The sequence below is a fragment of the Sporosarcina sp. P3 genome, from assembly GCF_002743415.1.
GTDB classification, from domain to species: Bacteria; Bacillota; Bacilli; order Bacillales_A; family Planococcaceae; genus Sporosarcina; species Sporosarcina ureae_A.
On the sequence record NZ_PDZE01000012.1, the window covers coordinates 13,473 to 32,090 of the forward strand.

At 41.4% G+C, this 18,618-nt stretch carries 15 protein-coding genes and 2 riboswitches; of the genes, 4 read left to right on the forward strand and 11 right to left on the reverse strand.

The window, feature by feature from the left end; genetic code table 11:
• The first annotated feature begins 82 nt into the window (after positions 1–82).
• Positions 83–631, forward strand: coding sequence for an RNA 2',3'-cyclic phosphodiesterase (gene thpR / locus CSV61_RS13495; protein ID WP_158233857.1), 549 nt, complete (start codon positions 83–85; stop codon positions 629–631).
• Positions 632–665: 34 nt separating this feature from the next.
• Here the strand turns inward: thpR and CSV61_RS13500 are convergent, their stop codons facing one another.
• Positions 666–2,354 carry a methyl-accepting chemotaxis protein gene (locus CSV61_RS13500; protein ID WP_158233858.1) on the reverse strand — a complete coding sequence of 563 codons (1,689 nt, stop codon included), beginning with the start codon at positions 2,352–2,354 and terminating at the stop codon, positions 666–668.
• A gap of 549 nt (positions 2,355–2,903) precedes the next feature.
• Between CSV61_RS13500 and CSV61_RS13505 the strand changes: the two genes are divergently transcribed.
• Together CSV61_RS13505 and CSV61_RS13510 are read left to right on the forward strand one after the other, a co-directional pair.
• Complete coding sequence (locus CSV61_RS13505) at positions 2,904–4,061, forward strand: acyl-CoA dehydrogenase family protein (protein ID WP_199173640.1); 1,158 nt, start codon at positions 2,904–2,906, stop codon at positions 4,059–4,061.
• Entirely contained in the window at positions 4,058–4,615 is a 558-nt protein-coding gene (locus tag CSV61_RS13510) for an SLOG family protein (RefSeq protein ID WP_099639641.1), read from the forward strand. Before CSV61_RS13505 ends, CSV61_RS13510 begins: the two co-directional genes overlap by 4 nt.
• A gap of 42 nt (positions 4,616–4,657) precedes the next feature.
• Here CSV61_RS13510 and CSV61_RS13515 read toward each other — a convergent pair whose 3' ends face one another.
• Entirely contained in the window at positions 4,658–5,197 is a 540-nt protein-coding gene (locus tag CSV61_RS13515) for a hydrolase (RefSeq protein ID WP_099639642.1), read from the reverse strand.
• Positions 5,198–5,333: 136 nt separating this feature from the next.
• Entirely contained in the window at positions 5,334–7,523 is a 2,190-nt protein-coding gene (locus tag CSV61_RS13520) for a malate synthase G (protein ID WP_099639643.1), read from the reverse strand.
• A 393-nt stretch (positions 7,524–7,916) separates the two neighbouring features.
• Positions 7,917–8,049: riboswitch (cobalamin riboswitch) on the forward strand.
• Positions 8,050–8,195: 146 nt separating this feature from the next.
• On the opposite strand from CSV61_RS13520, the gene metE reads away from it, so the two are divergent.
• A complete protein-coding gene (gene metE, locus CSV61_RS13525; protein ID WP_099639644.1) occupies positions 8,196–10,490 on the forward strand; it encodes a 5-methyltetrahydropteroyltriglutamate--homocysteine S-methyltransferase in 2,295 nt (764 codons plus the stop codon).
• Between the two features lie 196 nt (positions 10,491–10,686).
• Here metE and ribH read toward each other — a convergent pair whose 3' ends face one another.
• The 8 genes from ribH to cyoE all read right to left on the reverse strand — a co-directional run bounded on the left by ribH (position 10,687) and on the right by cyoE (position 18,596).
• Positions 10,687–11,154 carry a 6,7-dimethyl-8-ribityllumazine synthase gene (gene ribH, locus CSV61_RS13530; protein WP_099639645.1) on the reverse strand — a complete coding sequence of 156 codons (468 nt, stop codon included), beginning with the start codon at positions 11,152–11,154 and terminating at the stop codon, positions 10,687–10,689.
• A 13-nt stretch (positions 11,155–11,167) separates the two neighbouring features.
• On the reverse strand, positions 11,168–12,361 hold the full coding sequence (locus CSV61_RS13535) for a bifunctional 3,4-dihydroxy-2-butanone-4-phosphate synthase/GTP cyclohydrolase II (RefSeq protein WP_099639646.1): 1,194 nt from the start codon (positions 12,359–12,361) through the stop codon (positions 11,168–11,170).
• 14 nt (positions 12,362–12,375) lie between these two features.
• Positions 12,376–13,020 carry a riboflavin synthase gene (gene ribE / locus CSV61_RS13540; RefSeq protein WP_099639647.1) on the reverse strand — a complete coding sequence of 215 codons (645 nt, stop codon included), beginning with the start codon at positions 13,018–13,020 and terminating at the stop codon, positions 12,376–12,378.
• A 3-nt stretch (positions 13,021–13,023) separates the two neighbouring features.
• Positions 13,024–14,112, reverse strand: a complete 1,089-nt coding sequence (ribD, locus tag CSV61_RS13545) for a bifunctional diaminohydroxyphosphoribosylaminopyrimidine deaminase/5-amino-6-(5-phosphoribosylamino)uracil reductase RibD (protein WP_099639648.1) — start codon at positions 14,110–14,112, stop codon at positions 13,024–13,026.
• Between the two features lie 145 nt (positions 14,113–14,257).
• A riboswitch (FMN riboswitch) is annotated at positions 14,258–14,407 on the reverse strand.
• A gap of 57 nt (positions 14,408–14,464) precedes the next feature.
• Positions 14,465–15,577 carry an o-succinylbenzoate synthase gene (gene menC / locus CSV61_RS13550; RefSeq protein ID WP_099639649.1) on the reverse strand — a complete coding sequence of 371 codons (1,113 nt, stop codon included), beginning with the start codon at positions 15,575–15,577 and terminating at the stop codon, positions 14,465–14,467.
• A complete protein-coding gene (locus CSV61_RS13555) occupies positions 15,567–16,409 on the reverse strand; it encodes a GNAT family N-acetyltransferase (protein ID WP_099639650.1) in 843 nt (280 codons plus the stop codon). Before CSV61_RS13555 ends, menC begins: the two co-directional genes overlap by 11 nt.
• An 11-nt stretch (positions 16,410–16,420) precedes the next feature.
• Positions 16,421–17,548, reverse strand: coding sequence for a M20 peptidase aminoacylase family protein (locus tag CSV61_RS13560; protein WP_099639651.1), 1,128 nt, complete (start codon positions 17,546–17,548; stop codon positions 16,421–16,423).
• A gap of 136 nt (positions 17,549–17,684) precedes the next feature.
• Positions 17,685–18,596 (reverse strand): heme o synthase, encoded by a 912-nt coding sequence (gene cyoE, locus CSV61_RS13565; protein ID WP_099639652.1) that lies wholly within the window; start codon positions 18,594–18,596, stop codon positions 17,685–17,687.
• Positions 18,597–18,618 lie beyond the last annotated feature (22 nt).

The following is an 18,618-nucleotide window of genomic DNA, read 5'->3' on the forward strand; positions in this document are numbered from 1 at the left end:
TAGGCTATATACAATATTTTTGTACGGTCATGCATATATTTCAAAAAGTAAGGGAACCTACTGAATAGGAGGTGAGCTGGAATTGGTACAACATTACTTTATCGGTATCTCTATTGCTCATCCTGTTGATGACATAGCCCAGCAATTTCGCACAGAATACCAATTACACGAGAAATACAAAGTAATTCCACACGCTAAAGATTTGCATTTGACTATGCGCTATATCGGTGAGCTTGATGATACTAAGCTCCCTTGGCTGAAATCCTGTCTACACAAAATCGCTAAATCGCATACAGAATTCACCGTGTACTTGAAAGGTTTATCGTTTTTCGGATCCGCAAGTGGACCACGTGTCGTTTTTCTAGCGGTTCAGACTTCCGACACTTTATGCGAACTGCAAAGGCAAATCGCCAGGCGTACAGAGAAAATACTTGAGTTGGAAAAAGACACACGTTTCGTTCCACATATCACAATAGCTAAAAAACGCAAGACCACAGAAAAAATGCAATTAGAAAAAAAGTCTATAGAACCTGTTCCTATTAAAATAGAAGGTTTCACATTGTTTAAAATTCATCCTAAAGCAAGCCCTTCCTATGAAGCCCTCGCGCATTTCCCATTAAAAAGGAGTTGATTGCACACTACGCAATCAACTCCATACTGTTTTATTACACTTTAAAACGAGCCATATCATGTTGAAGTTGTTCTGCAAGTTGAGCCAATGTTTGGGAACTGGACGTGATTTCCTCATTAGCCGCTAACTGTTCTTCTGTTGCCGCACTAGTAGATTGAGCTTCGGCTGCCGCTTGAATAGCCAACTCTTCTACTCGTTTAGCTCCACCTGCCACTTCATCTGTCATCGCACGAATCTGTTCGATTGCTGCTGATACTGTAGAGACTTTTTCACTGACGTCCGACGTTGCGTGCTCGATATCTCTGAAAATGGCATTTGTTTTCTCTGTTGATGCTAAACCTTCCGCCACACGTTTTCTACCTTCATCCGTGCTCGTTACTACTGTTTCTACATCATGAATAATCGTATCAATCATTCGACCGATTTCTTGTGTAGACTGCTTGGATTGTTCTGCCAAATTCCGCACTTCTTCAGCTACAACAGCAAAGCCTTTACCATGCTCTCCTGCACGAGCTGCTTCAATCGCAGCATTGAGTGCAAGTAAATTCGTTTGCTCGGCAATTGCCGCAATTATGGATGTAACGCCACGAATACTTTCCGTGTGTTTGGACATTTCATGGATAGTTTCCATGGAATTACCAATCGTCTCACTAATATTGGTCATCTGATCAGTCGTTTCTCCCATTAAAGCAGAACCTTCTTTCACCAACCGCGCTACGTCTTCTGAGGAATTCAACATTTCCTCATTATCCTGTGTGATAACGTCAATAGCCGTTACCATTTCTTCCATTGAGGTAGTAGCCTGTTTGACGATATCCGTCTGCATCTCACTCGTCTGTAAGTTCTTTTCCGTAATTTCTGCTACCATTTCAGAAGCAGCTAAACTCTCTTCCGAACTGGCGGATAATTCCTCCGACTGTGCTGCCAAATGTAAAGCAGAATTTTTCGCTCGATCGATAATGCCTCGTAAATCAGCAACCATTTCATTAAGCGTAATAGACATATCGCCGATTTCGTCATTATTTTTAATCTTCACTTCTTCAATGGCAAAGTTCCCTCCCGATACTTCAGCTAGCGCATTCGTCATTTGGCCAACCGGACGGCTAATCAAGCGACTAATAATTGTAGTAATCAATACACTAGCAATAACTCCTACTGCGATTAGGATGGTCATTAACAACGTAGCGCTACTTGTATAACTCGCCACTTCCTTTTTTAACTCATCTTGCATTTGTCCCTGGTAATCAATCATTTGATTAATATTATCGGAAATCGTTTGTTGATAACTTGCCCCATTCGTTCCTATCACATACGCTTGATCGTCATTCCCTGCACGTTTCTCTTCTATAATAGAAAGTAGTACCTTGTCGTATTCTACACTCGCTTCCCGAGCAGACTCCAACTTAGTCCGCATCGTATTGACTTTTATAATTTGTTCCAATTTATTTAAACGTTCGTCTCTACGAGATTGAATTTCTCCTAACTCTTTTATGTACGTTTCTGAATCATATAACATAAACCCTCTAATGTTTTCCGCTAAATTATGTTGATCGCTCTGCAGTTCTTCCAGCAAAATAACTTTATACATCCGATCATCAATTAAAAACGAATATTTTTCGTTAATATTCTTCAGCGCTAGGAACCCTATTAAACCAATTACAATGATAATGACGACCAGACTCATAAATCCAATCCATAACTTTTTTCCCACTGTAAACTTCATTTCTCTCATTCTCCTCTATTCAATTATCAATATACGCATATATTTGGTACACGTTGCCAATTATACCCCACACTATTCCTATTCGCATAGATATATTCAGAATTTATGATAAAATAAAGCATTTAACATATTAATTTGTTATTTTTTATTCATTATTGTCTTTTGTAATCATTTAGAACTACCATGGTGCTGAAAGCGTATATTTCAAATAACTTTATACACCTATTAAAAAACGCAAGTAACAGGACTAAAGTTTCTGTTTTATACGATTTAAATCTATTTCAACTATGCTTTTTTGACCCAATTCAAACCTTATCCAGTAGATGTGAAATGCTCTATTATTTCATTGATTACTCAGTAAAAATTTTACATAGTATGACATAAAAATTTTTCTTTCGTCAGAATGGCATTTATTTTGTTTTTCTAGTATACTAGAATTTCATGACTCTTGAGAGATGTACTCAAGGTAATTTTGTATTTCTACATAAATTCACACTATATTAGTAGCTAATAGCAGTACAAGACTGAAGCAGTTAGGACGTGTTACTCGTGTCAACAGAACTTTTTATTACAACGGACTTTCAACGCCGATGGGTCAATGAATTGACTGAGGCAGGTCCGTTTTTCAGCAGCTTTTCAGAGCAATCTGATGAGCTCTCAAAATTCCCACAAGAGAATATAGAAAAACTCATAGAAATGGGTTATACGACGTTAACTCTACCTAAAGAGTTTGGAGGTGAGGGGATCACAGTGACGGACATGGTGCTCTTACAGGAGACCATCGCTCGTTTTGATAGTGCTACCGCTCTTGCCATTGGTTGGCATCAAGGAGTCATTGGTGAACTGTATGAGAATCGTAAATGGACGGAAGAACAATTAGCCCAGTTTAGTGAAGCGGTTCAACAAGGCGCACTTGTTAATCGTTCCGTTACTGAAGCCCAAACTGGTAGCCCTACACGCGGTGGTCGACCACAAACGACTGCTGTTCGCATTGAGAATGGCTGGGTCATTTCAGGCGAAAAGACGTTTACGACTATGGCGCCTGCTCTTACTCATATCCTCGTTTCTGTTTGGATCGAAGAAAAGCAGAAAACAGGGTTTTTCTTGTTGCCAAGTGACACAAACGGCCTTTCTATTAAAGATACGTGGCATGTGATTTCAATGCGCGGTACCGAAAGCCAGACGCTCGTACTAGATCAAGTGGAAGCGACAGATGATCAGTTAGTAGAAGTGAATGATGCACCTCGCGGCAACAACCAAAACGGCTGGCTTCTTCATATTCCTGCATGTTACATGGGAATTGCCCAAGCCGCACGTGATTATGCGGTACACTTTGCAGCAACTTATCAGCCAAACAGCCTTAATGAACCCATTGCTTCCCTCTTCAATATCCAAACACAAATTGGGAAGATGGATTTAGAGCTAATTAAAGCACGTCATTTACTTTATGATATTGCAAGAATTTACGATGACCCTGCTCGTCGTGTTCATTTACAAAATGAACTGGGGGTAGCGAAGTCGATTGTAACGAATAGCGCGATCGAAATTGTGAACTTGGCAATGCGTATTGTAGGTGCCAAAAGCTTGGAAATGTCCAATCCTCTTCAGCGATATTACCGCGATGTACGAGCTGGTCTTCACAATCCACCGATGGATGATATGACGATTACAAAGCTCGCACAAGCAGCAATTAGTGGACAACAATGATTAAACGTCTACTCGTGAGTGGTTATAAAGCCCATGAATTAGGAATTTTCAATGAAGATCATCAAGGTATTCCTATCATAAAAAAAGCGTTAACAGACCAATTATTAGCGCTTCTAGATCAAGGACTCGAATGGGTGATCGTCAGTGGACAGCTCGGAGTGGAAACGTGGGTTATTGAATGCGTATGGGATTTGCAAGAAGACTACCCCCATTTACAATACGCGGTTATTACTCCATTTCTTGATCAACAGTCGAAGTGGAATGAACTAAAACAAGAGACTTATGAACAAATCCTATCACTCGCAGATTATTCAGTGAGTCTGACCAACAAACCGTATGAAGCACCTTGGCAATTTGTAGAGAAGAATAAGTTTCTACTTCGAAATTCAGATGCTTTGTTACTAGTATACGACGAGGAAAATGAAGGTTCACCGAAATTCCTTAAGAAAATGGCAGCACAACTAGCTGAAACAACCAACTATGAATTAGTATCGATCACCGCGGATGACTTACAACTCATTGCGGAAGATTTGCAACGAGAACAATGGGAATAGCAAAAAGCGAAATGCCATAAAACAGGCACTTCGCTTTTTTTGCTATTTGATTACTTTCAAAACTCGCTTAAATTTATCTGTTCCCGCTTCACCAAGCAACTCATACAAAGCTGTTTCCACGCAAGTAACTGAAACACCAAGTTGTTTCATCTTTTGTAAGCCGATTATTTTAGTAGCTTCTGTTCTAGAAGAGACTGCATCCACTACCACTTCTACTTCATAGCCTTGCTTCACAAGATCAGCCGCTGTCATATAAACGCAAATATGCGTTTCAATTCCTGCAAGTACTACTTGCTTCCTATCCAAGTCATTCAGTTGTTTAACAAATTCCTCGTTGCCCATTGCGCTAAACGTCATTTTCGCAATAGGTTGTTGTTTTTCAAGCAAGTTCGATAACGATTCAGAAGTTGGCCCTAGACCATCAGGGTATTGTTCAAGCCATAAAATAGGAATATCTAAAATTTGTAATCCCTTAATCAGTTTTTCCAAGTTATCATGTAATTCCTTACTTTCATTAACGATCTGTGCAAGTTTCCCTTGTACATCGACTAATACGAAAACCGTTTGATTGGTTTGTAACATACTTTATTCATCCCCTTTCATCATTGTCGCTAGTATAGCATGTTTACAGATTTATTTGAAAAGTGGCACCTCTAATTAAGTGAGTAAAAAACCGTCACTCTTCTGGTAGTGAAAGAGTGACGGTTTGGAGTGGATATTAGTTTTGAACTGTCGCTTTTTGTTTTGCTTTTGCTTTCGCTTCAATACGACGAGCATGCAAGATCGGCTCTGTATATCCACTTGGCTGTTCTGCCCCTTTAAATATTAGGTCAGACGCCGCTTGGAATGCGACGGAATCATTATAGTTCGGTGCCATCGGCTGATACAATTCATCATCTGCGTTCTGCTGATCTACTACTTTCGCCATACGCTCTAAAGTTTCTTGTACTTGTTCTTTCGTACAAACGCCATGACGTAACCAGTTCGCAATATGTTGACTTGAAATACGTAATGTTGCACGGTCTTCCATTAATCCGACGTCGTTAATATCAGGAACCGTTGAACACCCTACACCTTGGTCAATCCAACGAACTACATAGCCCAAAATACCTTGCGCGTTGTTATCAAGTTCCGATTGCACTTCCTCAGCAGACCAATCCGCATTAGGTGCTAATGGAACGTCCAAAATACCATCGCGGTAATCGATTGAACTGTCAATCCCGGCTTGTACATCTTTAACATTTACTTCATGGTAATGCAATGCATGTATAATTGCAGCTGTTGGTGATGGAACCCATGCAGTACTCGCTCCCGCTTTCGGATGAGCAATTTTCTGTTCAAGCATTGCAGCCATTAAGTCAGGCATAGCCCACATGCCTTTACCAATTTGTGCATGTCCAGGCAGACCCGCTCCGATTCCTACTGCTACGTTTGCAGACTCATAGGAGGATAACCAGTTAGACGTTTTCATATCTGCTTTGCGAATAACTGGACCTGCTTCCATAGATGTATGGATTTCGTCGCCTGTACGGTCGAGGAATCCAGTGTTGATAAATGCAATACGCTCTTTCACTTCATGGATTGCAGATTTCAAATTCAGTGACATTCTGCGCTCTTCGTCCATAACTCCGATTTTGATTGTGTTTCGCTCAACACCTAGTAGATCTTCAATACGATCAAATAGTTTGTTCGCAAACGCTGCCTCAGCTGGACTATGCATTTTTGGTTTCACGATGTAAATAGAATTATGAAGGGAGTTTTTAAACTCTGCGTTTTCTTTAAAATTATGTGTAGCAATCAAGGATGTAAGAACACCGTCTAAGATTCCTTCAGGTACTTCATTACCATTTTCGTCTAGGATCGCATTATTAGTCATTAAATGACCTACGTTTCGTACGAACATCAATGAACGACCACGTAATGTCAGCTTTTGTCCATCTCCACTCGTATACGTTCGATCAGCATTCAATTTTCTTGTAACTGTTTTACTTCCGCGCTTGAACGTTGATTCCAAGTCGCCTTTCATTAGACCAAGCCAGTTACGGTAGACGCCAACTTTATCTTCAGCATCTACTGCAGCAATAGAGTCTTCACAGTCCATCAGCGTAGAGAGTGCCGCTTCGAGTACAAGATCTTTCACACCCGCTTTATCACTTTTACCGATTGGATCATTACGATCGATAGCGATTTCAATATGCAATCCATTGTTCACTAACAAAACGGCAGTCGGCGCCTCTTCAGGTCCATTATATCCAACGAACTTGGATTCATCTTGCAAGCGAGTCGTGCGATCGCTTTCAAGCGTCATTTGAAGTTTACCTTCTGCAATTTTATAAGCTGTCACTTCCGCATGAGAACCTTTAGCTAAAGGTGCTGCTTGATCTAACAATTTCTTCGCGAAATCAATTACTTTCTGCCCGCGAATCGGATTGTATTGAACTCCAGCTTCGGCACCCGCTTCATTACTAATAACATCCGATCCGTAAAGTGCGTCGTATAGACTACCCCATCGTGCATTCGCGGCATTTAATGCATAGCGAGCATTATCGATGGGAACTACCAATTGAGAACCCGCTTGGTTTGCGACTTCATCGTCAACATTTGCTGTTGTTACTTTAAAATCCTCAGGTACAGGCTCTAAGTAGCCAATTTCTTCTAGGAATTCTTTATATTTAGCGAAATCAAGTTCGCCTTTATTATTTTGATGCCATTCATTAATGGCCTTTTGCAATTCATCACGTTTTTCTAATAGCGCTTTGTTTTCAGGAGCAAGTTCATGAATGAGCGAATCAAAGTTTGTCCAAAATTGATCTTGTTGGATTTCTAAGTCCGGAAGAACCTCTTCGTTTACGAAGTTGTATAGTTCTGTTGCGACTTGCAATTTACCTACTTTTTCATAGTTTGTCATGGATATAAGCCACCCCTTAATAATTTTTTGCGCTATTCTGTTGTATAACATATAGCGATGAACACCTATCATCGTCCATTATTCGGCAACACCCCATAGCCTGTCAATTCATAATCGACACATAACAAACGAGTGATTTCTTCACTTGAAGACGTGTTAGTACCTATCATACCTAAAGTCTAGTTGACTTTCAACTGAATTGTGAAAATTTTCACATCACGGTGAATTACGTCTGAGTCAATTTTTTTACAACAGTTATATAACAGTAAAGATTTTATACTATTTCATCACTTCTCTTCGCTAGTTGTACTTTAAGGAGCCCCACCTGTAAATTTAGATAGCAAGTTGACACACTATTTCGCATGTGATAGCTTTAGAGACAATCATCTGAATTGAATAGTTTGAAAAGTAGGTGGAATGAAAATATTTTCATTTCTTAAAGGGGAATCCTTTTCTTGGAGCGGTCCCGCCACTGTGAAGACGCCAATGCGTCCAGCCAGATACCTGCCTATTTTTCATAACGCTTAATCCTACGATGAATAGGGAAGTGTTAGACAGACGTAGTCTATAAACACATGCTGTTTTTAGCATGTTATTTTATATGCACTCGCTTTTCTAACATCTCCCCTAGAGATGTTTTTTTATTACAAAAAATCAAGGGGGAATGTATCGATGGTAAAAAGCAGTATAGCGGGCTATCCCGTCATAGGTGAGAATCGTGAGTGGAAACGTGCACTCGAAGCATTTTGGTCAAAGAAGATTTCAGAAGACGATCTTCTGAAAACGACGAAAGAGATCCGCTTGGCGAACTTGAAGAAACAGCAAGATGCTGGAATTGATTTGATTGCTGTAGGCGATTTTACATTGTATGATCGGGTACTTGATACGTCTGCAATGTTCGGAATCATCCCTTCACGATTTAACTGGAAAGGTGGACAAGTTTCCACTTCCACATACTTTTCCATGGCTCGCGGTAATGATGAGGCGGTAGCTTCCGAAATGACGAAATGGTTCAATACGAACTATCACTACATCGTGCCCGAATACGAAGGCCAGCGTTTTCAGTTAACTGAAAATAAACCGCTAACTGCTTATCGTGAAACGAAGAAAGAACTGGGTATTGAAGGTAAACCTGTTCTACTTGGCCCCTATACATTACTCAAGTTATCCAAAGGGTTTGAAGATCATGATGTGCCGTCTATTATCCTGCAATTGATCCCACTCTATCAAAGGGTACTACAGGAATTACAAGACGAAGGCGTTCAATGGGTTCAAATCGATGAGCCAATTCTATGTACATCTATTAGCTCAGATGAAATGAAAACTGTTACAGAAATTTATTCACAATTAACGAAAAATCTGAGTGGTCTGCATATTGTTCTACAGACATATTTTGATGCAGTGGAACATTACACGGAAACGATTGCGTTACCCGTTTCAGCGATCGGACTCGATTTCGTCCACGGACGCGAGAAAAACTTAGATCATCTGACGCAACATGGTTTCCCAACAGACAAAGTACTTGCAGCAGGGATTGTAGATGGACGCAACGTATGGCGTTCCAATTTACAGAAAAAGCTTACATTGGCCGAAACCATCCAACAGCAAGTTTCACCCGATAAATTGTGGATTCAACCTTCATGTAGTTTGCTCCACTCACCTGTCACGACTCGCTCGGAACAGAAACTAGATCAAACAATCTTGAACGCTTTAGCATTTGCCGACGAGAAGCTGGAAGAAGTCAGGACGATTCAAACAGCTCTAAAATATGGAAAAGAGAAATTCACTAAAGTATTTGAAGACAGCGAAGCAGCATTGACTGCATTTAATGCCCTTCCTGCTCGCAATAATAAAGAGGTACGTGAAGCGACTTCTGGAAGCCTACTTTCTGACAGTAAGCGCAATCTCCCATTTGCGGAGCGCAAAGTGAAGCAACAAGAAAAATTCCAATTGCCACTCCTTCCTACTACAACAATCGGTAGTTTCCCACAAACGCCAGAAGTTCGGGCTACACGGAATAAATGGAGAAAAGGTGAAATTACGAATCAACAATACAAAGATTTCGTTCATGCTGAAATTAAAGAATGGATCGATATTCAAGAAGACTTGGGTCTTGATGTCTTGGTACATGGCGAATTCGAACGTACAGACATGGTGGAATATTTCGGTGAAAAGCTTGATGGTTTTGTCTTTACTGAAAAAGCATGGGTACAATCCTACGGTTCACGTTGTGTTAAGCCTCCAATCATCTTCGGAGACGTTGCATTCACTAAACCTATGACTGTGGAAGAATCTGTTTATGCGAAATCCCTTACAGATCATGAAGTAAAAGGAATGCTCACGGGTCCTGTCACTATTTTAAACTGGTCATTCGTTCGTGACGACTTGTCGAGAGAAGAAGTAACAAACCAAATTGCACTCGCTTTGCGTAAGGAAATTGAAGCGCTTGAAGCAGCTGGCATTCATATGATCCAAGTTGACGAGCCGGCACTTCGCGAAGGTCTTCCTTTAAAGAGATCTGAGTGGAAACACTATTTAGATTGGGCCGTCAATGCATTCCGCGTATCTACTGCTTCAGTGGAAGATACGACGCAAATTCATACGCATATGTGCTATTGTGATTTCAATGACTTTATCGAAGCGATTAGCGCACTCGATGCAGACGTCATTTCTATTGAGACTTCTCGTAGTCACGGCGATTTGGTTGAGGCTTTCAATGAGTACCATTACGACAAAGGAATCGGTCTAGGCGTTTATGATATCCATAGTCCACGCGTCCCTGCAGTCGAAGAGATGACAGAGATTATCAACAAAGGGCTTGAAGTACTCGAACCTAACCAGTTCTGGATTAATCCGGATTGTGGCTTGAAGACAAGAAAGCGTGAAGAGACAGTTGCAGCATTAAAGAACATGGTGATCGCTACTGTACAAGCACGAGAAAAGTTAGGCGTAGTAGCAGTGAAATAATGAATTTAAGACAGTCCTAGAAATTGTGTAGATTTCTAGGACTGTCTTTTGTTCGCATGGAGTTAGATATAAAGTAGTTTGCATAGGCACTTACGAGAGATTTTATGCTCCAGCATTTGGATTTGAATTAGACATTACAAAAAGGATATCCCATGAAGTAGCTTCTGGGACATCCTTTTTTATCTATATTTATTAATTAATCAAACTGCTTCGTTAGGTTCGCCATCTCAATAGCGGAAACCGCTGCGTCCCAGCCTTTGTTACCAGCCTTAGTCCCCGCACGTTCGATCGATTGTTCAATCGTATCCGTCGTTAGCACACCGAAGATCACTGGAATACCTGATTGCAAGCTTGCTTGGGAAACCCCTTTTGCCACTTCATTACAAACAAAGTCAAAATGAGGAGTTGCCCCGCGGATGACCGTGCCAAGCGTAATAACCGCATCATACTTTTTTGAATCCGCCATTTTCTTTGCGATCAACGAGATTTCAAATGCACCTGGAACCCATGCTATGTCTACATCCGCTTCTTCTACGCCATGACGTTTGAACGCGTCTTGTGCACCTGAAAGTAACTTCCCTGTGATAAACTCGTTGAACCGTCCAACGACGATCCCCACTTTTAAACCTGTACCCACTAAATGTCCTTCGAATAAATTACCCACTTTTCATCTCTCCTCATAAAGTTAATAAATGACCTAGTTTTTCCGCTTTTGTGTGTAAGTACTTTTCATTCGCCTTATTGAATGGCAGCTGGATTGGAACGCGTTCCACCACTTCTAGTTCATATCCTTTTAAGCCAGCGATTTTCTTTGGATTATTCGTCAGCAAACGCATTTGCGTAATGCCGAGTTCCCGAAGAATTTGTGCGCCGATACCGTAATCACGTAAATCCGCTGCAAATCCTAGTTTTTCATTCGCTTCTACCGTATCATAGCCTTGTTCTTGCAGTTCATAGGCTTTTAGTTTATTGATCAAGCCTATCCCCCTGCCCTCTTGACGCATATATAACAATACACCGCGCCCTTCTTCTTCTATTTGAGAGAGAGCTGCTTGCAGTTGCGGGCCACAGTCACAACGGCACGACCCAAAGACATCGCCTGTTAAGCATTCCGAATGAACTCTCACTAAGACCGGTTCGGCTGTCGTCACATCACCTTTTACTAATGCAACATGTTCTTTGCCCGTCATAGTCTCGGTATAGCCGACCATGCAGAACTCGCCATAGTCCGTCGGTAGCTTGATTTCTGCTTCACGTATGACTAATCGCTCTTGCTGTAGACGGTAATGAATGAGGTCTTGAATGGTGATTAGTTTCAAATCTAGTTCTTCAGCCATCTGACGTAGCTCCGGCACACGCGCCATCGTTCCGTCATCATTCATGATTTCACAAATAACGCCTGCAGATGCGCTGCCCGCCAGTCGCGCCAAATCTACTGCAGCTTCAGTATGTCCCGTACGTTCCAGCACACCACCTGATTTCGCTACGAGCGGGAATATATGCCCAGGACGTTTGAATTCACCTGCTGTTGCATGAGGTTCCATCATTTTTACAATGGTATCTGCACGTTCAAATGCACTAATTCCAGTATGTGTAGAGCAATGATCGACACTGATCGTGAACGCAGTACCATGTGAATCTGTATTATTGTCAGTCATCATCTGTAAGCCTAGTTGTACTGCTTTCTGTTCTGTTATCGGTACACAAATCAAGCCTCGACCTTTCGTTGCCATGAAGTTGATGATTTCAGGCGTAATTTGGTCAGCCAGTGCTACAAAATCCCCTTCATTCTCTCGATCTTCATCATCCACAACGATAACGACTTTACCCTGTCGTAAATCTTCTAATGCTTCTTCGATTGTATGAAACATCCTTATTCACTCCTTCACATAAATCCATGTTGTTGTAAAAAATCTTTTGACATTCTCGAACCAGCATCCTGTCTTTTTTGCAACATATTCTCAACATATTTAGCGAGCATATCGCATTCGAAGTTGACTATATCCCCTATTTGCTTTTTCGCAATGACTGTCATTTCCTGTGAATGCGGAATCAACGAAATCGTAATATCCGTATCTATCACTTCAAAAATCGTCAATGAAGTACCATCCAACGCGATCGAGCCCTTATGTAATAAATAGGGACTATATCCTTGCGGTAAGGACAAGCGTATATATAATGCATTATCCACTGTTCGCTTGTCACGGATTGTGGCTATTCCGTCTACGTGTCCCGTGACAAAATGTCCACCTAATCTGCCATTTGCTGCGAGTGCCCGTTCCAGATTCACAGAACTTCCCATCGCTAATTGCCGTAGTGATGTGGAGGATACAGTTTCAGGCATGACATCTGCTTCAAATCGTGTTTTGCAGAAGCTCTTCACCGTTAAACAGACACCGTTGACCGCGATGCTGTCTCCAACTCGCACATCTGTCAATACAAGCGATGCAGCAATCGTAAGTGTCATAGATTGAGCACCAGATTGTATGTGTTCAACGGAACCAATCTCTTCTATTATTCCTGTAAACATTGTTCAATCACTCTCTTTCGGTACAGCTATGATTTTAATGTCTGGACCGATCATCTCCACACTTTTAAAGGTTAACGGAAACGCTTCATTCATCAATCGAGGATCAAGTCCCCCAATTGGTGTCAATGATCCAATCCCACCAAGTAATTTGGGCGCTACATAGCAAATGACTTTCTGCACTGCGCGCGCTTTCACAAATGAAGCATTAATAGCCGCTCCACCTTCTACAAGCAACGTCATGACACCACGTCTTCCTAGCTCTAGTAGAATATCTTCTACAATCAACTGGGGTTTCTGCATCCGGACAATCTGGACATGCGGCTTCTTGAGTAACTTTTCGCGTGATAATTCTGCATATTTTCCGCAAAAAATCCATGTCGGCGCTTCTGTGTTTTGAATGACCTGGCTAGATTCCGGTGTTCGTAATGATGTATCTAAAATAACTCGAATAGGATGTTGTCCACCTAGGGGCAGTCTGGTGGTGAGAAGAGGATTATCATGAAGAAGCGTTTGCACACCTACTAAAATTGCATCTTGCGTATGGCGAAGTTGATGGACATCGAGTCGCGCCTGCTCACTCGTCACCCATTTGCTGTCTCCATTTGAAGTCGCAATCTTACCGTCTATCGTCATAGCTGTTTTCATTGTCACATGAGGTGTTTTATTTTTGATAAAATGAAAAAATGGTTCATATAGTTTTTTCGCGCGTTCATCGGAAACCACTTCGGTTACTTCTACTCCTGCTTCACGAAGTTTCGCAATGCCTTTACCTGCTACTAGCGGATTCGGATCCGTTATCGCGACGAAGACACGCTTGATACCCGCTTGAATAACGGAATCTGCACAAGGCGAAGTTTTACCGGTGTGTGAACAAGGTTCCAATGTTACATACAAATCAGCATCCGTTGCTTTGGCTCCCGCCATGTCCAATGCGACGCGTTCCGCATGGCGCTCTCCCGCTTGTAAATGTGCACCCATCCCAATAATTCGGCCTTCTTTTACGACGACCGCACCTACTGGTGGATTAGGAGAGGTTTGACCTGCCACATTTTCTGCAAGTTGCAAAGCCATTTCCATATAATTCTGATTCATCGAGCAACACTCCAGCTTACGGTATTCCTCTAGTGACAATTCTACACGCAAAAAGCCCCGCAACATATTATGCGGGGCTTGTAACCATGACTAAATAAACGTTATAAACAGCAATGAAAAAATCATTACATGTAGTATATACGCACTGTTCCTTCTCTCATCCAGACTTTAACTGTCGGCTTTGGAGTTTCACCAAATCCACCTTCTGCTTTATATAAAGCATCCGGGTCACGGACTAAGAGCTTGTTAGCTCATCACCGTCGGTAGGGAATTACGCCCTGCCCCGAAGGAAACATATTCGATTAATTAAGAGTCTAGCACATGTGGTGGCTAAATAACAACCGCTGAATAATTATTCAGCTGAAAATACCCATTTGTCTACAGTGAACTTTTCAATCGCTTCCATGTTAGGAGCATATCCGATTCCATCTTCTGTCGGAACCGTAATATACCCTTCGTTAGTTACTACTTCTGGCGTAATAATATCTTGTTCCCAGTAACGTGAAGATCCTGCCGTGTCGCCAGGAAGTGTGAAATTAGGCAATGTTGTCAACGCTACATTTTGCGCGCGGCCAATACCTGATTCCAGCATGCCGCCACACCATACATCAATGCCTTTTGTCGCACAATAATCATGAATTTTTTTTGCTTCTGACAGACCACCTACTCTACCAATTTTCACGTTGATAATTTTACAACTACCCAGTTCGATAGCTTTGCGCGTATCTTCCAACGAATGAATGCTCTCATCTAGACAGATCGGTGTCGTAATTTGCTTTTGTAGTGTTGCGTGATCGATAATATCGTCAGAAGCAAGTGGTTGTTCAATCATCATCAAGTTAAATTGATCGAGTTCTTTCAACAACTCCACATCATCTAACGTATAAGCAGAGTTCGCATCCGCCATTAATGGTACATCTGGATAGATTTCCCGAATAGCGCGGATTACTTCCACGTCGTATCCAGGTTTGATTTTTACTTTAATACGCTTATATCCTTCATCTATAAAGCTTGTAATATTCGCCAATAAATCCTCAACATGTTCTTCAATTCCAATACTGATACCAACTTCAATACGTTGACGTTGCCCTCCGAGTGCAGCAGCAAGTGTCATATGGTGATGCTTGGCATACACATCCCATACCGCTCCTTCAATTGTCGCCTTAGCCATATTGTTTTTGCGGATATGACTAAACAAACCACTTACCTCGTCAGGGTGTGTAATAGTTTTACCAAGTACTGCAGGTATCAAGAAATCACGCAGCATATGAATTGTCGTTTCTGTTGTTTCTTCGCTATACCAAGGGGCCGTAAATGCAACAGACTCCCCCCATCCTTCATGACCGTCCGCGTCTGTGACGGTTGCTAACAAAAAGTCTTTCTGCTGAATCGTCCCGAAACTTGTAGTAAATGGATGTTTCATGGTCATGTTCATTCTACGAAGTGTTATTGACTTAATTTTCATTGGATAAACTCCTTTGATTTTGCAACGGAATCATGGATCGCTTGCAGAAACGATAATACTGAACAGGTTCCTCTGTCCTGCATACATCGATCAAAGCAAATCCTTCGCCACTCAATTGCTGAAATATTTTTCTCGTCTTCATTCGCCATTCATAGGCTAATTGCGGATTTTGTTGTTTTATCAGTTGAATATGTTTAGGCACTGGTACTTCTATTGCTTCTAACTGTAGCCATTCACTAGTTTCTGGTAAAAGTATGACGGGATACATCTCTTCGTCCGAATGAATTCGAAAAGGACGACTATATGTAAGATCTGGTTGCCATTTTTCCAATACACGCGGGCTATCAATCCACCAGGCTACTTGAAAACGATCAGTCGGCAAGCCTTTGTTTAACCCATCATTCATATTCCCATAGCAATTGACTATATAGTCATAACACACGCCATATAACTTGGCAGTATTCAAGTAGGCGTTGCGACTTTCGAGTGGATCGAATGTCCAAACGATCAATTGATAGCCCATTTCCCGTGCCAGACGAAGTTGTTCTTCCTTTAAAAGTTTACCAATACCCATCATTTGAAATTCTTCATCTACCGCTAGCATGTGAGAGCATAGATATACTTTTCCTTCTGAATATCCTGCAAAGCTATAGGAATAGCCGATCAAACGATTTTCTAAAAATGCTCCGACAATTAAGCCACCATTTTTGACTGCCGTAATCGTCTGATGAACAGGGATTGGTTCCATTCCCCAAATTCGTTTCTCAAGCTCTTGCACGGCATGAATGTCTTCGATCGCTGCCACTTTTCTGACTGTTATATCCTTTTTCATACTGTCACCTTCTAGTTTTTAGATTGGAATGTTAACTCGATGGCAGTTGTCAAAATTTCGACTCCCGTTGCCAACGCATCTTGATTAAACGTCATATTTGGATGGTGAAGTCCTGGTGTTAAGCCACACCCCAATCCAAGCATTGTACTTTTGACATTCGGTCGTCGGACAGAATAAAAATGAAAATCTTCTCCTCCTGGTGTAACAACGGTACGTGTAGCCTGTTCTTTGCCAATGACTTTAACTATCGCCTGATGCATGAGATCTTCTGCCTCGGCATCTACTTCCGCCGCAACCATTTCCGCCATAACTTTATAGTTGATTTCTACATCGTACTGCCTTTCTACCGCTTGAATTACACGTTCTACTTGTTCATATAATTCATTCATGACATCATTTTCTTGGGCACGTAAATCCAAACTGAATTTCGCGTTTCCTGGAATAATGTTGGCGGATTCGCCTCCCGCTTGGAACATCGTCATCTTTGCGGTATGAGAAACCATCGGATTACAATGAATGGACTGCAAGCCTCCCACTAACGAGGCACCGACCTCAATTGCATTTTTTCCTTGATGTGGTCTTGCGCCATGTGCTTCCGTTCCTTTTATCGTTCCACTAATCATTTTTGCCGCCCCGTGTCGCAGTGAAGCAGCCGAACAACCGTCCGCCATTTCATCTGCTGCCCGTACATGAACACCAAATAAGTAATCGATATCATCAATTATTCCTTGTTCAAGAACAGCTAACGCGCCTTCACCCTTCTCTTCTGCTGGCTGGAAGAATACTTTCAATGTTCCTTGTTGAGGAATTCCACGCTTTTTCGCCATAAGCAAGGCACCAATTCCCATTGTCATATGTCCATCATGTCCGCATGAATGATTCGCTTGATAAACGCCATCCACTTCCTGCCATAATGCATCGATATCCACGCGTAACCCGACTACCGGTTTACCTTCACCGATTGTCACAGATAAACCTGTTATGCCGTCGAATAAATTCACTTGAAATCCTTCACGTTCAAGAAATTCTTTCAAGTAGGTTGTCGTTTCCGTTTCCTTCCAACTAACTTCGGGGTGACTGTGTAAATGTGCAAACACTTCATCTAGTTTGGGCTTCAATAATTGTACTTGCTCATTCATCAGAATGCCTCCTAAAATCCATTATTCATTGTAATATATTGAATTACTAATTCCTGTTTTTTCAAACTTCTCAATAATTCTAACACAAAAAAGACTTCTCTTTCACATCGTGTGAAAGGAAGTCTTTTCGTATCGGTTAAAAAGTCCAAAGGATCATCATGCCGAATAATAGCGTCATATAATTGACAGAATATAGGAACATGAAGTTAGCCCACTTATAATCATCTTTTGCATAAAAACCATAGATACTAGCCGCAATGTATCCAAGGTTCATCAATGTCGCAATGATTATGAACGTTGTACCGAACATCGTTAATAAAAATGGTAACGGCAATAAACACAATACATACACAAGCATTTGTCGTTTTGTGATAGTAAAGCCATAAACGACGGGCAACATCGCTACGTTAGCTGCACTATAATCTTCGTACTTTTTCATAGCAATTGCAAATGTATGAGGCATTTGCCAAATGAATAGTATAGCGACTAAAACAATAGGTACAATATGATTCGCTGACATGATAGCTGCCCAACCTATAAGGGGAGTAACTGCTCCCGACACACTACCAATGACTGTATTTAATGTATATTTACGTTTAGACCACATCGTATAGGGTATTACATACGTAAACCATCCGATAAATGCATAAATCGCCGCTTCTAATGTAGTGAATAATAATAATAACATGCCAATTCCCGACAATATCAAACCGATTTTCAACACGGTTTTCAAAGCAAAACTTCCTGTCACAGTCGGACGTTTTTTTGTTCTCTCCATCACCGTATCAATATCAGAATCAAACCAGTTATTCATTACAAGTGCACCCGCAACAAGAAAAGTGCTACCTATCATGGTTAGCAAAAACACACCCCAGTTACCTGAAAGTGTCATGCCTGAAAAATATAATGCCAACCAAAACCCCGTAAAAACCGGAAAAATATTCGCGATCAGTACAGGTCCTTTAACTAATGATTTAATATCCGAGAAGAAGGCAGACGCCGAGCGGCTTTGAGTCGTACTCGAAACAACATGGGCTTCTTTCGTCATATAAGTCCGTTCTCCTTTTGTG